This window comes from Ruegeria sp. AM9, assembly GCF_056540565.1.
This window is the reverse complement of record NZ_JBQFWY010000002.1, coordinates 357342-372959: the sequence shown is the minus strand read 5'-3', so window position 1 is coordinate 372959 and position 15618 is coordinate 357342. Positions and strand designations below refer to the sequence as shown.

At 60.4% G+C, this 15618-nt stretch carries 14 protein-coding genes; 6 read left to right on the top strand and 8 right to left on the bottom strand.

Annotated features, from left to right (window positions below):
• Positions 1-7 precede the first annotated feature (7 nt).
• Positions 8-622, top strand: a complete 615-nt coding sequence (locus tag ACR0DO_RS06670; RefSeq protein ID WP_480557485.1) for a hypothetical protein — start codon at positions 8-10, stop codon at positions 620-622.
• 85 nt (positions 623-707) lie between these two features.
• Entirely contained in the window at positions 708-1424 is a 717-nt protein-coding gene (locus tag ACR0DO_RS06665; RefSeq protein WP_170672011.1) for an alpha/beta fold hydrolase, read from the top strand.
• Here the strand turns inward: ACR0DO_RS06665 and ACR0DO_RS06660 are convergent.
• Both ACR0DO_RS06660 and phaZ read right to left on the bottom strand, forming a co-directional pair.
• Positions 1415-1975, bottom strand: a complete 561-nt coding sequence (locus tag ACR0DO_RS06660; RefSeq protein ID WP_480557292.1) for a DUF6151 family protein — start codon at positions 1973-1975, stop codon at positions 1415-1417. The two genes, ACR0DO_RS06665 and ACR0DO_RS06660, sit on opposite strands and share 10 nt — an antisense overlap.
• 29 nt (positions 1976-2004) lie before the next feature.
• Positions 2005-3276 carry a polyhydroxyalkanoate depolymerase gene (gene phaZ / locus ACR0DO_RS06655; RefSeq protein ID WP_480557290.1) on the bottom strand — a complete coding sequence of 424 codons (1272 nt, stop codon included), beginning with the start codon at positions 3274-3276 and terminating at the stop codon, positions 2005-2007.
• A gap of 113 nt (positions 3277-3389) precedes the next feature.
• Here phaZ and ACR0DO_RS06650 point away from each other — a divergent pair, with 113 nt between their 5' ends.
• The 4 genes from ACR0DO_RS06650 to ACR0DO_RS06635 all read left to right on the top strand — a co-directional run bounded on the left by ACR0DO_RS06650 (position 3390) and on the right by ACR0DO_RS06635 (position 7231).
• Positions 3390-5192, top strand: coding sequence for a PHA/PHB synthase family protein (locus ACR0DO_RS06650; protein WP_480557288.1), 1803 nt, complete (start codon positions 3390-3392; stop codon positions 5190-5192).
• Between the two features lie 130 nt (positions 5193-5322).
• Positions 5323-5769 (top strand): phasin family protein, encoded by a 447-nt coding sequence (locus ACR0DO_RS06645; protein WP_480557286.1) that lies wholly within the window; start codon positions 5323-5325, stop codon positions 5767-5769.
• A gap of 134 nt (positions 5770-5903) precedes the next feature.
• Positions 5904-6458 carry a polyhydroxyalkanoate synthesis repressor PhaR gene (gene phaR / locus ACR0DO_RS06640; protein ID WP_170443206.1) on the top strand — a complete coding sequence of 185 codons (555 nt, stop codon included), beginning with the start codon at positions 5904-5906 and terminating at the stop codon, positions 6456-6458.
• A gap of 11 nt (positions 6459-6469) precedes the next feature.
• On the top strand, positions 6470-7231 hold the full coding sequence (locus ACR0DO_RS06635; protein ID WP_480557284.1) for a trypsin-like serine peptidase: 762 nt from the start codon (positions 6470-6472) through the stop codon (positions 7229-7231).
• A gap of 3 nt (positions 7232-7234) precedes the next feature.
• Here the strand turns inward: ACR0DO_RS06635 and ACR0DO_RS06630 are convergent, their stop codons facing one another.
• From ACR0DO_RS06630 to ACR0DO_RS06605, 6 genes are all read right to left on the bottom strand, one after another.
• Positions 7235-8449, bottom strand: coding sequence for a DegT/DnrJ/EryC1/StrS family aminotransferase (locus tag ACR0DO_RS06630; protein WP_480557282.1), 1215 nt, complete (start codon positions 8447-8449; stop codon positions 7235-7237).
• Between the two features lie 113 nt (positions 8450-8562).
• A complete protein-coding gene (locus ACR0DO_RS06625; RefSeq protein WP_480557280.1) occupies positions 8563-9867 on the bottom strand; it encodes an NAD(P)/FAD-dependent oxidoreductase in 1305 nt (434 codons plus the stop codon).
• Between the two features lie 8 nt (positions 9868-9875).
• Positions 9876-11234, bottom strand: coding sequence for a glutamine synthetase family protein (locus ACR0DO_RS06620; RefSeq protein ID WP_480557278.1), 1359 nt, complete (start codon positions 11232-11234; stop codon positions 9876-9878).
• Positions 11234-11914: a type 1 glutamine amidotransferase gene (locus ACR0DO_RS06615; RefSeq protein WP_480557276.1), complete on the bottom strand. Its 681-nt coding sequence runs from the start codon at positions 11912-11914 to the stop codon at positions 11234-11236. The genes ACR0DO_RS06620 and ACR0DO_RS06615 overlap by 1 nt, the downstream gene beginning before the upstream one ends.
• Positions 11915-11972: 58 nt before the next feature.
• A complete protein-coding gene (locus tag ACR0DO_RS06610) occupies positions 11973-13292 on the bottom strand; it encodes a glutamine synthetase family protein (RefSeq protein WP_480557274.1) in 1320 nt (439 codons plus the stop codon).
• 138 nt (positions 13293-13430) lie between these two features.
• Entirely contained in the window at positions 13431-15617 is a 2187-nt protein-coding gene (locus tag ACR0DO_RS06605) for a xanthine dehydrogenase family protein molybdopterin-binding subunit (protein WP_480557272.1), read from the bottom strand.
• Between the last annotated feature and the right edge of the window lies 1 nt (position 15618).

Genomic DNA, 15618 nt, shown 5'->3' with positions numbered 1-15618 from the left:
GGGCAGCATGTGGAGCCTTGAAACGCTTGGCCGCGTGCGTTTGTCCCGGCATTTCTTTATGCGGGATTTCCTGTATTCCGAGATCGGGAATTTCCATGAAAAACAGAACCTTCCGGACAATCCTGATCTGGCTATCGAAACCGGCCGCGCGTTTTGCCAGATCCTGCTGGACCCGCTTGAGGAAACCTTTGGGCGCGTCGCGGTTCGGTCCGGTTATCGCTCGCCTTCGCTGAACCGGTTCGGGAATGAAAACCGTCTGAACTGTGCCCGGAACGATAACCCTCTGGAATGCCACATCTGGGACAGGGGAGAGGGTGATGCGCGGATTGCGGGCGCCTCGATCGTCATTCCGTGGTTTGCCGATCAGTTCGAGGCAGGACGGGACTGGCGCGATCTGGCGTGGTGGATGCACGACCATCTGGCCTATTCCGAGATCTGGTTCTTTCCCAAACTCTGCGCCTTCAACCTTGTCTGGAGGCCTGAACCGCTCCGTCGCATAGACAGTTATATTGTGCCGCGCGGCTGTCTGCTGCGTCCTGGGGCCGAGCCGTACGAGGATTTGTCGGCGCGACGCCGGAGATACGCGGATTTCCCGACCTTCCGGGGCATCAAATATCCCTGAAGTTTAACTTGCCCGAAGCAGTAAAACGTCTCATCCTGTAATCAATGAGTACAGGCCGAAAAGGTCGAATTTTACGAGGCCCCGCGTGATCGAGCCGCTGGTTTTATTGCCCGAAATGATGTGCGACGCACGGATTTTTGAACCCCAGATCAACTGTCTGTCGCGTCAGCGCGCCGTGATGGTTGCGCCGGTTTCAGTGGGGGAGCGGATCGAAGAAATCGCCTCGGCCCTGTTGGACCAGTTGCCGCATCGCTTTGCGCTGGGCGGGCTGGGGATGGGCGGTGTGGTGGCGCTGGAGCTTATCCGCCGCGCGCCGGACCGGGTGTCACGCCTGTGCCTGATGGCGGCGGATGCGCAGGCCGATACGCCGCAGCTGGCGGTTGCGCGTGAGGAGCTTTTGGTCGGCGCAAAGGCGGGGCGGCTTGAGGACGTGATGCGGCGGATCATCGGGTCCGACACGCTGGCCCCCGGACCAAAACGCATTCCCATTCTGAACGGCCTGATTGAAATGGCGCTGGATTTGGGGCCTGCGGTGTTCGAGCGTCAGATACGCGCCCTGCAACGGCGCCCGGATCAACAGGGCGAGCTGCGGCGCATCCGGGTGCCGACGCTGGTTCTGTGCGGTGCGCATGATACGTTGATACCGCAGCGAAAACACGCGTTCATGGCGGATATGATCCCCGGCGCGGAACTGAAAGTTGTCGATGGGGCAGGGCATCTGCCGACGCTGGAAGCACCCCGATTTGTGAATGACGCGTTGGCTGAATGGCTTACCGCGCCAGCAAGGGCGGCCTATGTGTAGAACTCCATGCGCTCGGCCTTGCTGAGGATCGTTGGCGGCACCACGGGTTCACCGCTGTCGGTGTTGAAGAACGGCGTGTTTCGCCAGCTACCCGAAACCCAGGATTTCGTCAGGCGCGTCAGCAGCCCCACCGCTGCATAGCGCAGTTTTTCGTGTGACTGCTTGCCATCCGGCTGTGGGACGAAACCACGGGTGGTGACCGGACCAAGCCTGTCGGGATCAGCGATGCGTTTGACGATGAAACCGGCGAAAGGGAACTTGGCCGTCCGCGATGTCGTCGCAATCGGGGCGTTGCAGCAATCCGCGTACCATCGCAACATCCCTTTGGGGCTGAGCTGCATCAGCGCAAGATGCTCTGCGCCGCTGTCGATGCGGATGTCTTCCGGGCTCATTTGCAACACGTCGACAGGGCCGGGGGCAGGATCCGGCTGTCCGAAATACAGCTGAGCCGCGCGGCAGTCATGGCAATAGCAGGCGACATGGGTGCCGCTTTGAACGCCGGCAGCGGTGATATGCCCGGTCAGGGTGCCGCAAGTGCAGGAGAAGGGCATTCCCTCTGCCGCCCTCCTGCGCATGGTGGTCAGGCCACCTTGTTGCTGTTGGCGGCGCGGCGTGTGGATTTGCGCGAATTGGTGTTCATGAAGTCGATCACCAGCGGCCGGATATTGTCGCGCCAGCTGCGCCCGGCAAAGATGCCATAGTGACCTGCACCGGGCTCAACATGGCTGGCCTTTTTCGACTCCGGCAGGCCGGTGCACAGATCGAGCGCCGCGATGCACTGGCCGGGGGCCGAAATGTCATCATTGGCGCCTTCGACCGTCTTGACCGCAACATCGGTAATCTTGCCGATATCGACCTTGTGACCGGCGACCACGAATTCATTCTTCGCTATCTCACGGTTTTTGAAGATACGTTCGACCGTGGACAGATAGAACTCGGCAGTCATATCCATGACGGCCAGATATTCGTCGTAGAACCGGTTATGGGCATCGTGATCCGACGCTTCATCGCGCATCACACGCTGAATCTGGTCCGAGAACGCCTTGGAGTGGCGGTCCGCATTCATCGACATGAACGATGCCAGCTGCAGCAGGCCGGGATAGACCATGCGGCCAACACCCTTGTACTTGAAGCCGACGCGCTGGATCATGGTTTCTTCCAGCTGGCCCATGGTGACACGGCGGCCAAAGTCGGTCACGTCGGTCGGGGTGGCATCGGGATCGACCGGGCCACCGATCAGGGTCAGGGTGCTGGGCTGCGCCTTGGGCTCGACCTCGGCCAGATAGGCGGTCGCGGCCAGCGTTAGCGGAACGGGTTGGCAGACGGCCACAACATGAGTGTCCGGGCCAAGTTCTTTCATAAAATCGACAAGGTAGAGGGTGTAGTCCTCAACATCGAACTTGCCTTCGGACACGGGGATGTCGCGCGCGTTATGCCAGTCAGTGATGTAAACTTCGCAATTGACCAGCAGGCTTTTCACGGTCGACCGCAGCAGCGTCGCGTAGTGCCCCGACATCGGCGCAACCAGCAGAACCTTGCGGGGCTGTTCCTCGCGGCCGTTCACCCGGAAATGGACCAGATCGCCAAAGGGGCGTTCGACAACGGTGGTCACATCGACCAGATGGTCCTTGCCGTCCTCGCAGGTAAAGGTGCGGATACCCCAATCAGGTTTGACGATCATTCGCTGGAATGTTCGTTCGGTCACCTCACCCCAAGCTGCCATCATGCTGAAAGCGGGGTTGGGAACCATCGAGAAGACGGGGTAAGATGCAATGGCGCTGGCAGTTGCGCCCATCCACTGGTTGGTGTTGCGCATCGTTTCCATCAAGTCGTAAGTCATCATGTAGCGCATGAAAAAGGGGCCTCCTGCGTGTCAGCCTGGGTGTTCGGACCATTCGCCGCTTTGCCCCCTGAGACCTACGACGTTATTCTGCATAGCAGCGAGATTAAGCGGGAATTGTTAAAATGACAACAAGTGACGGCCAGATGCCTGAAGTGACCGAAGAAAACATTGAACGCCTTAAGGAAAATATGGAAAAGGTCGAGCAATTGTCGAAGCGCTTGATCGAAGTGATGGCTGTGAAAAAGCCGCATACCGCTGCATTGGACGGCCCGAATCAGGAGCTTTTTGCAAAGGCAGCAACGGCATATTGGGCCGACGCATGGCAAAATCCCGCAAAGTTGCTGGAGCGGCAAATAGAATTCTGGGGAAAATCGGTTCTGAACTTTGCCGAAGCGCAGCAGGCGCTGACCAGGGGCGAGGTCGATGACGAAGAAGCCAGACCCGGTGACAAACGATTTTCCAACCCTCTTTGGGAAACCAACCCCTATTTCCGCCTGATCCGCCAGCAATACCAGACCAATTCCGAAGCTATCGCCCAGGCCGTTGCCTCGGTCGAGGATCTGGATGCAAAGGACAAACAGCGTCTGGGTTATTTCTCGCAGCAGATCATCGACATGATGGCCCCCACGAATTTTCTGGCGACCAACCCGGACGCGCTGCAAAAGGCTGTCGAAACCGAAGGCCAGTCGCTGATCAAGGGGCTTGAGAACCTCGTTTCGGACCTTGAGGCCAACGATGGCGAACTGGTGGTGAAGCTGGCCGACGAAAGCGCGTTTGAAGTGGGCGGCAACCTGGCGACGACGTCCGGTGACGTGGTTTTTCGCAACCGCATGATGGAACTGATCCAGTACAAGCCAGCGACAGAAACGGTCCATGAAACACCGATTGTCCTGTTCCCGCCCTGGATCAACAAATTCTACATTCTCGACCTCAAGGCACAAAACAGCCTGATCAAGTGGGTGACCGAGCAAGGCTATACCCTGTTCGTCGTCAGCTGGGTCAACCCGGATGAAAGCTATGCGGACACCGGGATGGAGGATTACATTCAGGACGGTTTCCTGACTGCAATTGAAGAGGCCAAGAAGATATGCAAGGTCAAGCAGGTGAACGCGATCGGATATTGTATCGCGGGCACCACGCTGAGCCTGACTTTGGCGCTGCTGAAACAGCGCGGCGATAAATCGGTCAAGTCGGCAACACTGTTCACTGCACTAACGGATTTCTCTGAACAGGGCGAGTTCACACCTTTCCTGCAGAACGACTTCATCGACGGGATCGAGGAAGAGGTGAACAAAGAGGGCGTGCTGCGGTCATGGATCATGGCGCGCACCATGTCCTTCCTGCGTTCGCGCGATCTGGTCTACGGCCCGGCGATCCGCAGCTATATGCTGGGTGAAGTGCCGCCCGCCTTTGATCTGTTGTTCTGGAATGGCGACGGGGCCAACCTGCCAGCCAAGATGACGGTCGAGTATCTGCGTGGCCTGTGCCAGCGCAACGAATTCGCCACTGACGGGTTTGAGCTGTTCGGTCACAAGCTGAAACTCAGCGACGTGGACGTGCCGCTGATGGCAATCACCTGCGAGACGGACCATATCGCGGCGTGGAAAGACTGCTATCGCGGCGTTCAGAAGATGGGGTCGCGGAACAAGACTTTTGTGGTCTCCGAGTCCGGCCATATCGCGGGCATCATCAATCCACCCAGCAAGAAGAAATACGGTCACTACACCAACCCGGATATGAAGGCGGATGCCGACACCTGGTTGAAAGAGGCTGAATTCCACGAGGGTTCGTGGTGGCCCCTGTGGGAGGCATGGCTGAAGAAACGTTCGGGCAAACAGGTCCCGGCCCGCGATACCGGTGATTCGGATCATCCTCGTTTGGCCCCGGCACCTGGCACATATGTGGTGGCCAACCCAAACGGCTGATTTCATTTTGAAACTTAAAAATTCTGCGCCGCAGCAAGAAAAAACTTGAAATGCTGCGGCGCAGCATTCATATTGTCCTCAAGCTGATGAAAACCGGGGTGGGCCCGGTTCGGCAAAAAGGATTAAGACAATGGCAAAGACCCAAGACTTTACCGCGACCATGAAAGAAATGATGGGCGCGTTCCCCGTTGACACCACCGCTCTGGAAGGTGCCTTCAAATCGACCGCTTCGCTGAACGAAAAGCTGTCGGGCGTTGCTCTGGAAGCTGCCGAAAAATCGGCTGAAATCTCCAACAAATGGACCAAGGACACCCTGTCCAAGCTGACCGAGATGTCGAAAGCAAAGGCCGAGCCGGCTGACTACGCAAAAGCGGCAACCGATTTCGCAAGCGCTTCGGCCGAAGTTGCAGCTGAAAACATGGCTGCTTTCGCTGAAATCGCGAAAAAACTGCAGACCGAAACCGTCGAGCTGCTGATGGCTGCAGGCAAAGAAGCTGCTGAAGACGCAACCGCTGCCGTCAAGAAAGCAACCAACGACGTGACAGCTGCTGCCAAGAAAGCCGCAACTGCAAAATAAGTAAGGCCGCGAGGCGCACCCGTTCCTCCCATCTGGTGCAATCGCGTCGGGCAGGTCTTTTGACCTGCCCTTTCTTTTTGTGCTGCGCTCGCATAATCTCTGCTGCAACGCATCATCCTTGGGGAGGGCAAACGGTGTCGGAACAAGAAAAACCACTGTTGATCAAACGCTATGCAAGCCGCCGGCTGTATAACACCGAGACCAGCGACTATGTCACGCTGGAAGATATCGCGGCCTTCATCCGCGACGGGCGTGAGGTGCAGATCATCGATCTGAAAACCGGAGACGACCTGACCCGGCAATACCTGCTGCAGATCATTGCCGAACATGAAAGTCGGGGCGAAAACGTGCTTCCGGTGAATGTGCTGAACGATCTGGTGCGCAGCTACATGATCCCGGGTGGTGGGATGATGCCGCAATTCCTGCAAAGCTCGTTCGAGATGCTGCGCGAAAGCCAAAGCAAGATGATGGAAAACATGAACGCCATGAACCCGATGTCGCAGATGCCTGGGTTCGAAGCGATGCAGGCGCAGCAACAGGCGTTTCTGAAGGCGATGACGGGTGGTCTGTCGGGCAACTGGTCCGGGCCGGACAAAGATGACGAAGGCAAGCCGGAATCCAAAGAAGACTTGGATGACATCAAGAAGCAGCTTGCCGAGTTGCAGAAGAAACTCTCCAAGCTGAACTGACCGCGTCAAGGATGCGTTGGCTGTTCCTGAGTATCGCATTGCTTTGGATGCAGCCCGCGCTGTCGCAGGGCGTTTATTCGGAAAACTGGTCTCCGGTCTGCAGGCTGGGGACCCAGTCCGGGGCCGGGTGTGACGCTGTTCGCAACCGCGAGATTTTGGATGCGAGTCAGACCCCGTGGCGCGCCATCGGGCGGATCAACTTTGCCAGCCGCGATCAGAGGTCCCATTGCACTGGTGTTCTGGTGGCAGAAAGGTTGGTGCTGACCGCTGCGCATTGCCTCTATAACGCGCCTCGGCAACGGTGGATCCCGCCTTCCAGCATCCGGTTTGCCGCCGGGTATCAGCGTGGATCAACTGTCGCAGTGTCTGACATAGCGGGGTATCGGGTGCATCCCGATCAGGGCAAAGACGGCGTGTTTGACGATCGTGCAGGCCTGGATTGGGCGGTTCTGGAACTGAGCGAGCCGATCGGTCAGCAGGTCGGGTATCTGCCGCTTGCGGACACCAATGCTGTTTCGGCTTTTGTCGCTGGATATCCCGGGGTGCGGCCACATATTCTCAGCCGAACTGAAACCTGTCCCCCGCGTCGGTATCAGGGCGGGATTCTGTTGGCGGTTTGCCCTGTGATGATGGGGGATTCTGGTGCGCCGCTCTTGGTTGAAACGTCTTCCGGTCCGCAGGTTGCCGCGATCCTGTCTCGGGTCGCCGCAACCCCCGAGGGGGTCACGGCGCTGTTTCTATCGACCGAGTTGTTCGACCTCGGCCCGCAATAGACTTCAGGTGCCGTAGACCGGAACCGGGCCGGTCACTTCGCCGACCGAGGCCAGCAGGATGTCGGCGATGATATCCAGTTCTTCGCGTGTCAGGCGCACCGGCAGGCGGACGTCACAGGCCTTCATCAGCATGTCGCGGGTCTGCGGCAACTCGAATTTCTCGGGCAGGAATTGCCAGTTCCAGAAGGCGCGGGCGTTGTCCTCGCTCAGGCCAAAGACCTGAACCTTGACACCGCGCGATTCAGAGGCGGCGGCAAAGGCGCGGATCTCGGCCTCATCCATTCCGACCAGGTTGAACTGGATCGAATCCGGCGCACGGCGCTCGGGTGCCAGCGGGGCAGGGACGTCGATGTAATCCGAGGTATTCAGGCGCTCGGCCACATAGTTGTGGTTCGCCAGCCCGTCACGCACGCGGCGTGCCAGTTCCGGGATCTGCGGGCGGATTACGGCGGCGCTCAGGTTGTTCATGCGCAGGTTATAAAGCGGCAGTTGGTTCTGCCAGCGGGCAAAGGCCTGTTCCAGCTCGGGCGAGTTGTCGCCGTGCGGGCCTTTGTGTTTTTTCCAGTTGTGCTCATAGGCGCCCGACATGATCACGGCGCGGGCCACCAGATCGGCGTCGTCAGTGATCAGGATGCCACCTTCGCCCGCGTTGATCATCTTGTAGGACTGAAACGAGAAGCAGCCGACCTTGCCGATGGTGCCGATGTTCTGGCCGTGCCAGGTGGTGCCCAGCGAGTGCGCCGCGTCCTCGATCACCGGTATGTCACGCTCGTTGCACAGGGCCATGATCGCGTCCATGTCAGACGTATGCCCGCGCATGTGGCTGATGATCACCGCCTGCACGTCATCCAGCTTGGCGGCGAAATCCTCCATGTCGATACGATAGTTCTCACCCACTTCGCACAGCACCGGAACGCAATCCGCGTGCACGATCGAGGACGGCACCGCGGCGAAAGTAAAGCCGGGGATCAGAACCCGCGCGTCCCGCGGCAGGCCCAACGCTTTCAGCGACAGGAACAACGCGGCCGAGCAGGACGACACCGCCAGTGCGTATTTCGTGCCCAGCAATGCGGCGAATTCGCTTTCAAGCAGCGCCACCGGAGCATCCTGCGGCGCGGTATAGCGGAACAGGTCGCCTGATTGCATCAGGGCGTCGATGGCTTCGCGGGCGGCTGCGGGGATGGGTTCAGCGTCATGAACGTTTGGAGGAAGCGTCATATTTGATTTTCCCAAATTCTATCTTTGGGAAAGATAAAGCTAATTATTGGCCAATTAAACCCCTCAATCGCCTTGTGGGCGAAATTTCACCAATCTGTCGCAATTTCTTAAGGTCAGACCCCGAGGCGATCCCGCAGGGCAAACCACGTCATCGCCAGCACCAGCAGCGGGCTGCGCAGCGCGGGGCCGCCGGGAAAGGGAAGGGCGGGAACGCGGGCCATGGTGTCGAACCCCTCGGCCTGCCCCTGAATGGCCTGTGCCATCAGCTGCCCGGCATGGGTCGCGGTGCCGACCCCGTGGCCGGAATAGCCCGAGGCCGACAGGATGTTCGACGCAACCCGTGCCAGATAGGGCATCCGCCGCATGGTAATGGCCAAAGTGCCGCCCCAAGCGTAGTCGATCTTCACGTCGCGCAGATGTGGGAAAATTTCGGTCATCGGTTTGCGGACCTTGGCGGCGATGTCGGCGGGGAAGCGGTAGCCATAGCTTTCGCCACCGCCAAACAGCAGCCGGTTGTCGGCGCTGAGGCGGAAGTAATTCACCACGAATTTGGTATCGGCGACGGCCACGTCTTGGGTCAGGACGCGAGCGGCGTCTGCGCCCAGAGGCTCGGTCGCCGCAACGAAGTTATTGATCGGCATGACGCGTGAGGCGACTTTGCCGTTCAGGTCCCCCAGATATCCGTTGCAGGCCAGAATGACGTGGTCGGCGGTCACATTGCCTTGTGCAGTGCGCACGGCGACAGGGGTGCTGTCCTCAACGCCTGTGACCTCGGTGCTTTCATGGATGCGCACACCAGCCCTCACCGCGGCGTCCGCCAAACCCAGTGCGAAGTTCAGCGGGTGCAGATGCGCAGCGCCCATATCCAGATAACCGCCGCGATAGGCGGGCGACGGGCACAGCGCGTGGCCTGCGCTTTCGTCCAGCAACTCCATCTGGTCATAGCCGTATCGGTCAGACAGATGCGCCGCGTGGTCATGCAGTTCGTCCTGTTCCGCATTGCTCAGGCCCAGAACCGCCACGCCGGGTTTCAGGTCGCAATCGATCTGGTGCTTGGCAATCAGCGACTTGACCAGATCCTTGGCATCCTCGGCCAGATTCCAGAGCTTCGCCGCGTCGTCATTCCCGACCAGTCGCTCAAGGTCTTCCTGATCCATACGTTGCGCGCTGCCTAGCTGACCGCCATTGCGGCCCGACGCGCCGAACCCCACCCGGTGCGCCTCAAGCAGAACCACGTCGAATCCGGCCTCGGCCAGATGTAGGGCGGCAGAGAGGCCGGTATAGCCTCCGCCCACCACGCAAACATCTGCTTTTACATCCCCCGTAAGCGCGGGATACCGGTCGACCGGATTGGCCGTCGCAGCGTACCAACTGGCCGGATACTCGGCCTTGCGGTCATTGGAATAAAGCAGGTTCATCGCGCGCCTCAGACGTTCATCAGCAAGTGCTCACGCTCCCACGGAGAGATGACCTGCAGAAACTCCTCGTACTCGGCGCGTTTGACGATGCCATAGACGCGGGCGAATTCGGGGCCGAGAACGTCATGCAGGGCGGTGGCCTCGTCGAACAGGTCCAGCGCGTTGCCCATGACCTGCGGGATATCACCGTCGCCCTCATAGGCGTCGCCATAGAACTGACGGCGGGGGCGCTCCTGCTGGGTCAGACCCAGATAGCCGCAGGCCAGCGACAGCGCGATGCCCAGGTAAGGGTTGCAGTCCATTCCCGCGATGCGGTTTTCGACCCGGCGCGCCTCGGGGCCTGACAGGGGCACGCGGATGCCGGTGGTACGGTTATCGCGCGCCCATTCCAGATTGATCGGGGCGGCGTGGTCTTTCACATAGCGGCGGTACGAGTTCACATAGGGCGCCATCACCGCCAGACCGGCGGGCAGGTGGTTCTGCAGCCCGGCGATGAAGTGATAGAACGCGTCCGTCTCACCGCCTTGCGGGCCCGAGAAGATGTTCTGCCCCGTCTCGATATCGATGATCGAGTGGTGGATGTGCATGGCTGAGCCCGGCTCATCCTCGATCGGTTTCGCCATGAAGGTGGCAAAGCAGTTGTGACGCAGGGCGGCCTCGCGGATCAGGCGTTTGAAATAGAACACCTCATCGGCCAGCTTGACCGGGTTGCCGTGGCGCAGGTTGATCTCCAACTGACCCGCGCCGCCTTCCTGGGTGATGCCGTCGATCTCGAAGCCCTGGTGCTCGGCGAAGTCATAGATGTCGTCGATCACCGGGCCGAACTCGTCCACCGCGGTCATCGAATAGGCCTGACGCGCGGCTGCCGGACGACCCGAACGGCCCATCATCGGTTTGATCCCCTGCGCCGGGTCTACGTTCGGGGCAACCAGAAAGAACTCCATTTCAGGTGCGACAACCGGCTTCCAGCCCTTGTCGTGGTACAGTTGCACGACGCGTTTCAGCACGTTGCGGGGGCTGAACGGAATCGGGTTGTTGTCCCGGTCATAGGCGTCATGGATCACCTGCAGCGTCCAGTCCCCCGTCCAGGGTGCAGCCGACGCGGTGGTGAAATCGGGCTTTAGGATCATGTCGCGTTCGATGAACCCGTCCTCGCCCGCGGCCTCGCCCCAGTCACCCGTGATAGTCTGGTAAAAGATGCTGTCGGGCAGGTGGAAATAGGTCTGTTTGGCAAATTTTGACGCAGGCACCGCCTTGCCTCGGGCAATGCCGGGCAGGTCCGAGATGATGCACTCGACCTCATCCAGTCGCTGGCCTTCGATATAGGTCCGGGCTGCCTGTGGCAGCTGATCTTTCCAGTCGGCCATCAGGCCCTCTCTTTCTTCAGAAAATCGGCCATGTGCTGCGCGATCTTCGGATTGTCATCTTTGGTGGGCAGGCGGTTGGCCGCTGCCTTCATCAGGTCATCAGGCACCACGCCCTTGCCGCGGGTTTCCATCAGGCCATTGATAAAGCCGTCGCCGTATTCCGGGTGGGCTTGAACGGTCCAGATTGTATCGCCATAGGCGATCATGGCGTTGCGGCAGAAGTCATTCGAGCCAGTCACCTTGGCGCCTTGGGGCAATTCGACAACCTGATCCTGATGCCAGGCATTCAGGGTCACCGTCTGCCCGTCATAGTCATAATCCGTCCGCCCGACGGCCCAGCCGCCCGAGAACTTTTCGACTTTGCCACCAAGTGCCTGCGCAATGACCTGGTGGCCGAAACAGACGCCGATGAGAGGCTGGCCGTTTTTCCCGATCTCGCGAATAAGGTCTTCCAGCGGAGGAATCCACGCGTGGTCCTCATACGCCCCGTGGCGCGAGCCGGTGATGATCCAGCCATCGGCCTGATCCGCGCTGTCGGGGAACTGATTGTCGACCACAGCATAGCTTTCGAACTCAAAGCCGTTGCCTTCCAGAAGCGTGCGAAACATCGCGTCATAGGCGCCGAACTGGTTGTGCAATTCGTCGGGCGGGTGGCCGGTCACAAGGATGCCGATTTTCATAGGTCACCAAATTTGATCAAATTTATTCTAACCCACCGAATCCGGTCGGGCAAGGGGGTCAAACCGCTTCGAGATAGCTGAGCCAGTGCTCATCCGGCGGACGTTCACCAAAGCGCCGGATTTCCTGCCGCTTAGTCATGGCGAAAAAGCGGATCAGGTCGGCAGGAAAGATACGTGCGACCAGCGGGTCGGTTTCAAAGGTGTCAATCGCCGAGGTCCAGTCGCTTGCCAGTTGCGGCAGGCCGTCGATTTCGTAAGCGTTGCCCGAGATCGGGGCGGGCGGTTCGGTCTCGTCCTCGATCCCGTTCATCGCGGCGCCCAGCACGGCGGCCAGCATCAGATAGGGGTTGATGTCGCCGCCCGCGACGCGATGCTCGATCCGTCGCGCGGCGGGCGCACCTCCGGGGATGCGGATCGCAGCGGTGCGGTTTTCATAGGCCCAGCTTGCGCCGGTCGGGGCGTGTGCGCCGGGCACAAGCCGCGTGTAGGAATTGCCGTGCGGAGCAAAGATCAGGGTGCAGCCCGGCATTGCCGTCAGACATCCGGCGACTGCGTGGCGCAGCAGTTCGGTGCCTTCGGGCCCGCCATTGTCGAACACGTTCCGGCCCTGATCGTCCACGACCGAGAAATGCACATGCATCCCATTGCCCGCATCGCCTGCGTAAGGCTTGGACATGAACGTGGCCGTGAACCCGTGCTTGCGGGCAAGGCCGCGCGTCAAGGTCTTGAAAAACCACGTATCATCGGCGCAGCGCAGGGCGTCCTGATGGTTCAGGTTGATCTCGAACTGGCCGATACCGCTTTCGGATATCGCCGTCTGTGCGGGAATGCCCATCGCGGCACACCCGTCATAAAGCTCGGTGAAGAAGGCGTCGAACGCGTCCATTTCGGCCATGGACAGAACGGATTCATCGGCCAGCCTCCGCCCGGTCACCGGGTTGATCGGAGGCTGCGGTTGCGTGCCCGAGGCGTCGAGCAGGGTGAATTCCAGCTCGGTTGCCGCGATCACGGACCAGCCGCGCTGGGCGTAGCGCTGCAACACCGCGGCCAGAGCATGCCGCGGGTCTCCGGCAAAAGGTGCGCCCGCGTCATCATACAGGCACATCGGAACCAGCGCCGTGTCCGCCGCCAGCCACGGCATCGGCACCGGCCCGCGATCCGTCGGCAGCAGCATCCCATCCGCATCGCCGGATTCAAAGACAAGGGGACTGCCGTCGATATCCGCGCCCCACAGGTCCACGTTCAGCGCAGAGAACGGCATCCGCACCGTGCCTTTGCTCAGCTTGTCGGCATAAGAGGGCGGCACACGCTTGCCCCGCATCTGACCGTTCAGGTCACAGGCGGCGACGCGAAAACTGTGCAGGGCGCTCAGGTCCATCGGGGTCTCCATCACTCGGGATGTCCGAGATGTAATCGAGACTGCGCGACTTGTCACGAAATTTGATCAAATTAATTGGCTGCAGGATGCAGGCGAAGGGCTCCGCGCCAGAGGGGGATGGCGCGGAGCGAGAGGACGTCAGACGAAATTGACGCCGTTATCTGCCATCGGCAGCGAACTGACCTTGACGCCCGAAAGCGCCCGGATCGCATTGGCAAGGGCCGGGGCCGAGGGCGGCGTGCCGGGTTCGCCGACACCGGTCGGCGCTTCGGCGGACGGTACGATATGGACGTCGATTGCCGCGATATCACCGATGCGCAGAGGCTCGTAATCGGGGAAGTTGAACTGGTCGACGGCCCCTCCGGTCAGCGTGATCTGATTGCGCATGACGTGGCCGATACCGTAGCCGATACCGCCTTCCATCTGCGCCCGCACCACGTCGGGGTTCACAGCAATTCCGCAATCCACGGCGCAGGTAACCTTTTCGATCTTGATGCCACTTTCCGGATCGCCCGAGACCTCGACAACTTGCGCAGCATAGGACCCAAAGGACTTGTGCACGGCAATGCCCTGCGCCCGGCCTGCCGGTGCGTTGCCCCATCCCGCCTTTTCAGCGACCAGTTTCAGCACGCCAGCTTTGCGTTGCTGGTCGGCGTCACTTGAGTCGGCCAAATGCGCCAGACGGAACTCAACCGGGTCACGGCCTGCGGCCTCGGCGACCAGATCCATCATGGTCTCCATCGTATAGCCAGTGTGGGTGTGACCCACCGAGCGCCACCACAGAACCGTTGTGGCCTTGGGCGTGTCGGTCAGGCCCACGGCCATTCCCGGGATTTTGTACGGGCTGTCGGCAATCCCTTCGACCGAGCTGTGATCGATCCCGTCATGCACAAGGACCGCTTCGAACGGTGTGCCTTTGATGACCGACTGCCCGGCAACCTGATGGTGCCATCCGACGATGTTGCCATCGGCGTCCAGACCAACGCGGACCTTGTGGCCGAAGGCGGGGCGATAGTACCCGCTGCGGATGTCATCCTCGCGCGTCCAGACCAGCTTGACCGGGCGGGACCGGTCGGTGACCGCAAAAGCCAGCGCGGCCTCGACCTGATAATCCGCGTCGGGGGTCGCACGACGACCGAACGAGCCACCGGCCAGCATGGTTTTGATGTGGATTTTCTCGGGCGGCAGTTGGAAAATCTGCTGATAGGCCATATGCGGGCCGGTCGGCATTTGTGCGCCGTCATGCAGGATGATATCACCTTCGGCGGTCTGTTCGATGGTGCAGTTCAGCGGCTCCATCGGCGCATGGGCCAGCAGCGGGAAGTAGATGGTCTTTTCGACAACCTTGTCCGCCCCGTCGATGGCCGCCGACACCGCGGCCGCATCCGCCTTGTTCACGTTATACGCGGGCTCGGCGTCAAGCGCGGCCATGATCTCGGCCTTGATCTGGTCCGAGTCGCGGGTTTCCGCAGCGGACATGTCCCATTCGACTTCAAGCGCGTCACGTGCCTGGATCGCAGCCCAGGTGTTTTCGGCATAGACCGCGACGCCCGCCTGATTGGGCAGAACGGCGGCGTTGATATAGCCTTTGACCTCTTTCGACGCGCTGTCGTCAAAGCTCTTGGCGACGCCTCCTTTTGATTCCGGGCGCTTGATCATGGCGACCATCTGGTTCGGCAGGTGAACGTCCATGGCGTACATTGCCTGACCGTTGCCTTTGATCGCCGAATCCTTGCGGCGCACGGCTTCATTGCCGATCAGGCGGAATTCGGTCGGGTCCTTCAGGCGCGGCTCGGCCGGGGCCTCCAGTTGAGACGCAGCGGCCACGAAGTCAGCAATCGGGGCCGATTTGTCACCGGCCTTGACGATGCCTTCCTCGATGGTGATGCCGGATGCATCCACGCCCCAGCTTTGGGCGGCGGCGTTGATCAGCATCTCGCGTGCAGCGGCCCCGGCCTGACGGTATTGCAGCCACGAGTTTGCCATCGCGGTTGACCCGCCGGTGCCCTGGAAGGGGCCAAACAGCAGGTTGTTGTAGACGTTCGGATCTGAGGGCGCGAATTCGTATTCGATCTGATCCATGGTCAGGCCGATTTCCTCGGCGATCAGCGTCGGCAGACCGGTTGCGGGGCCCTGACCCTTTTCGAAATGCTTGACGATGGCGGTGACGGTGCCATCAGCGTCAATCTTCACGAACGGGTTGAACTGAGCGGTCTCGGTCGATCCGGCAGCCAACACGCCATCGGGGCGCGCGCCAACCAACAGGACGGCACCGGCAGCAGCGGCACCTTTCAGAAACCCACGGCGGGAGGTGTTGATGGTCATG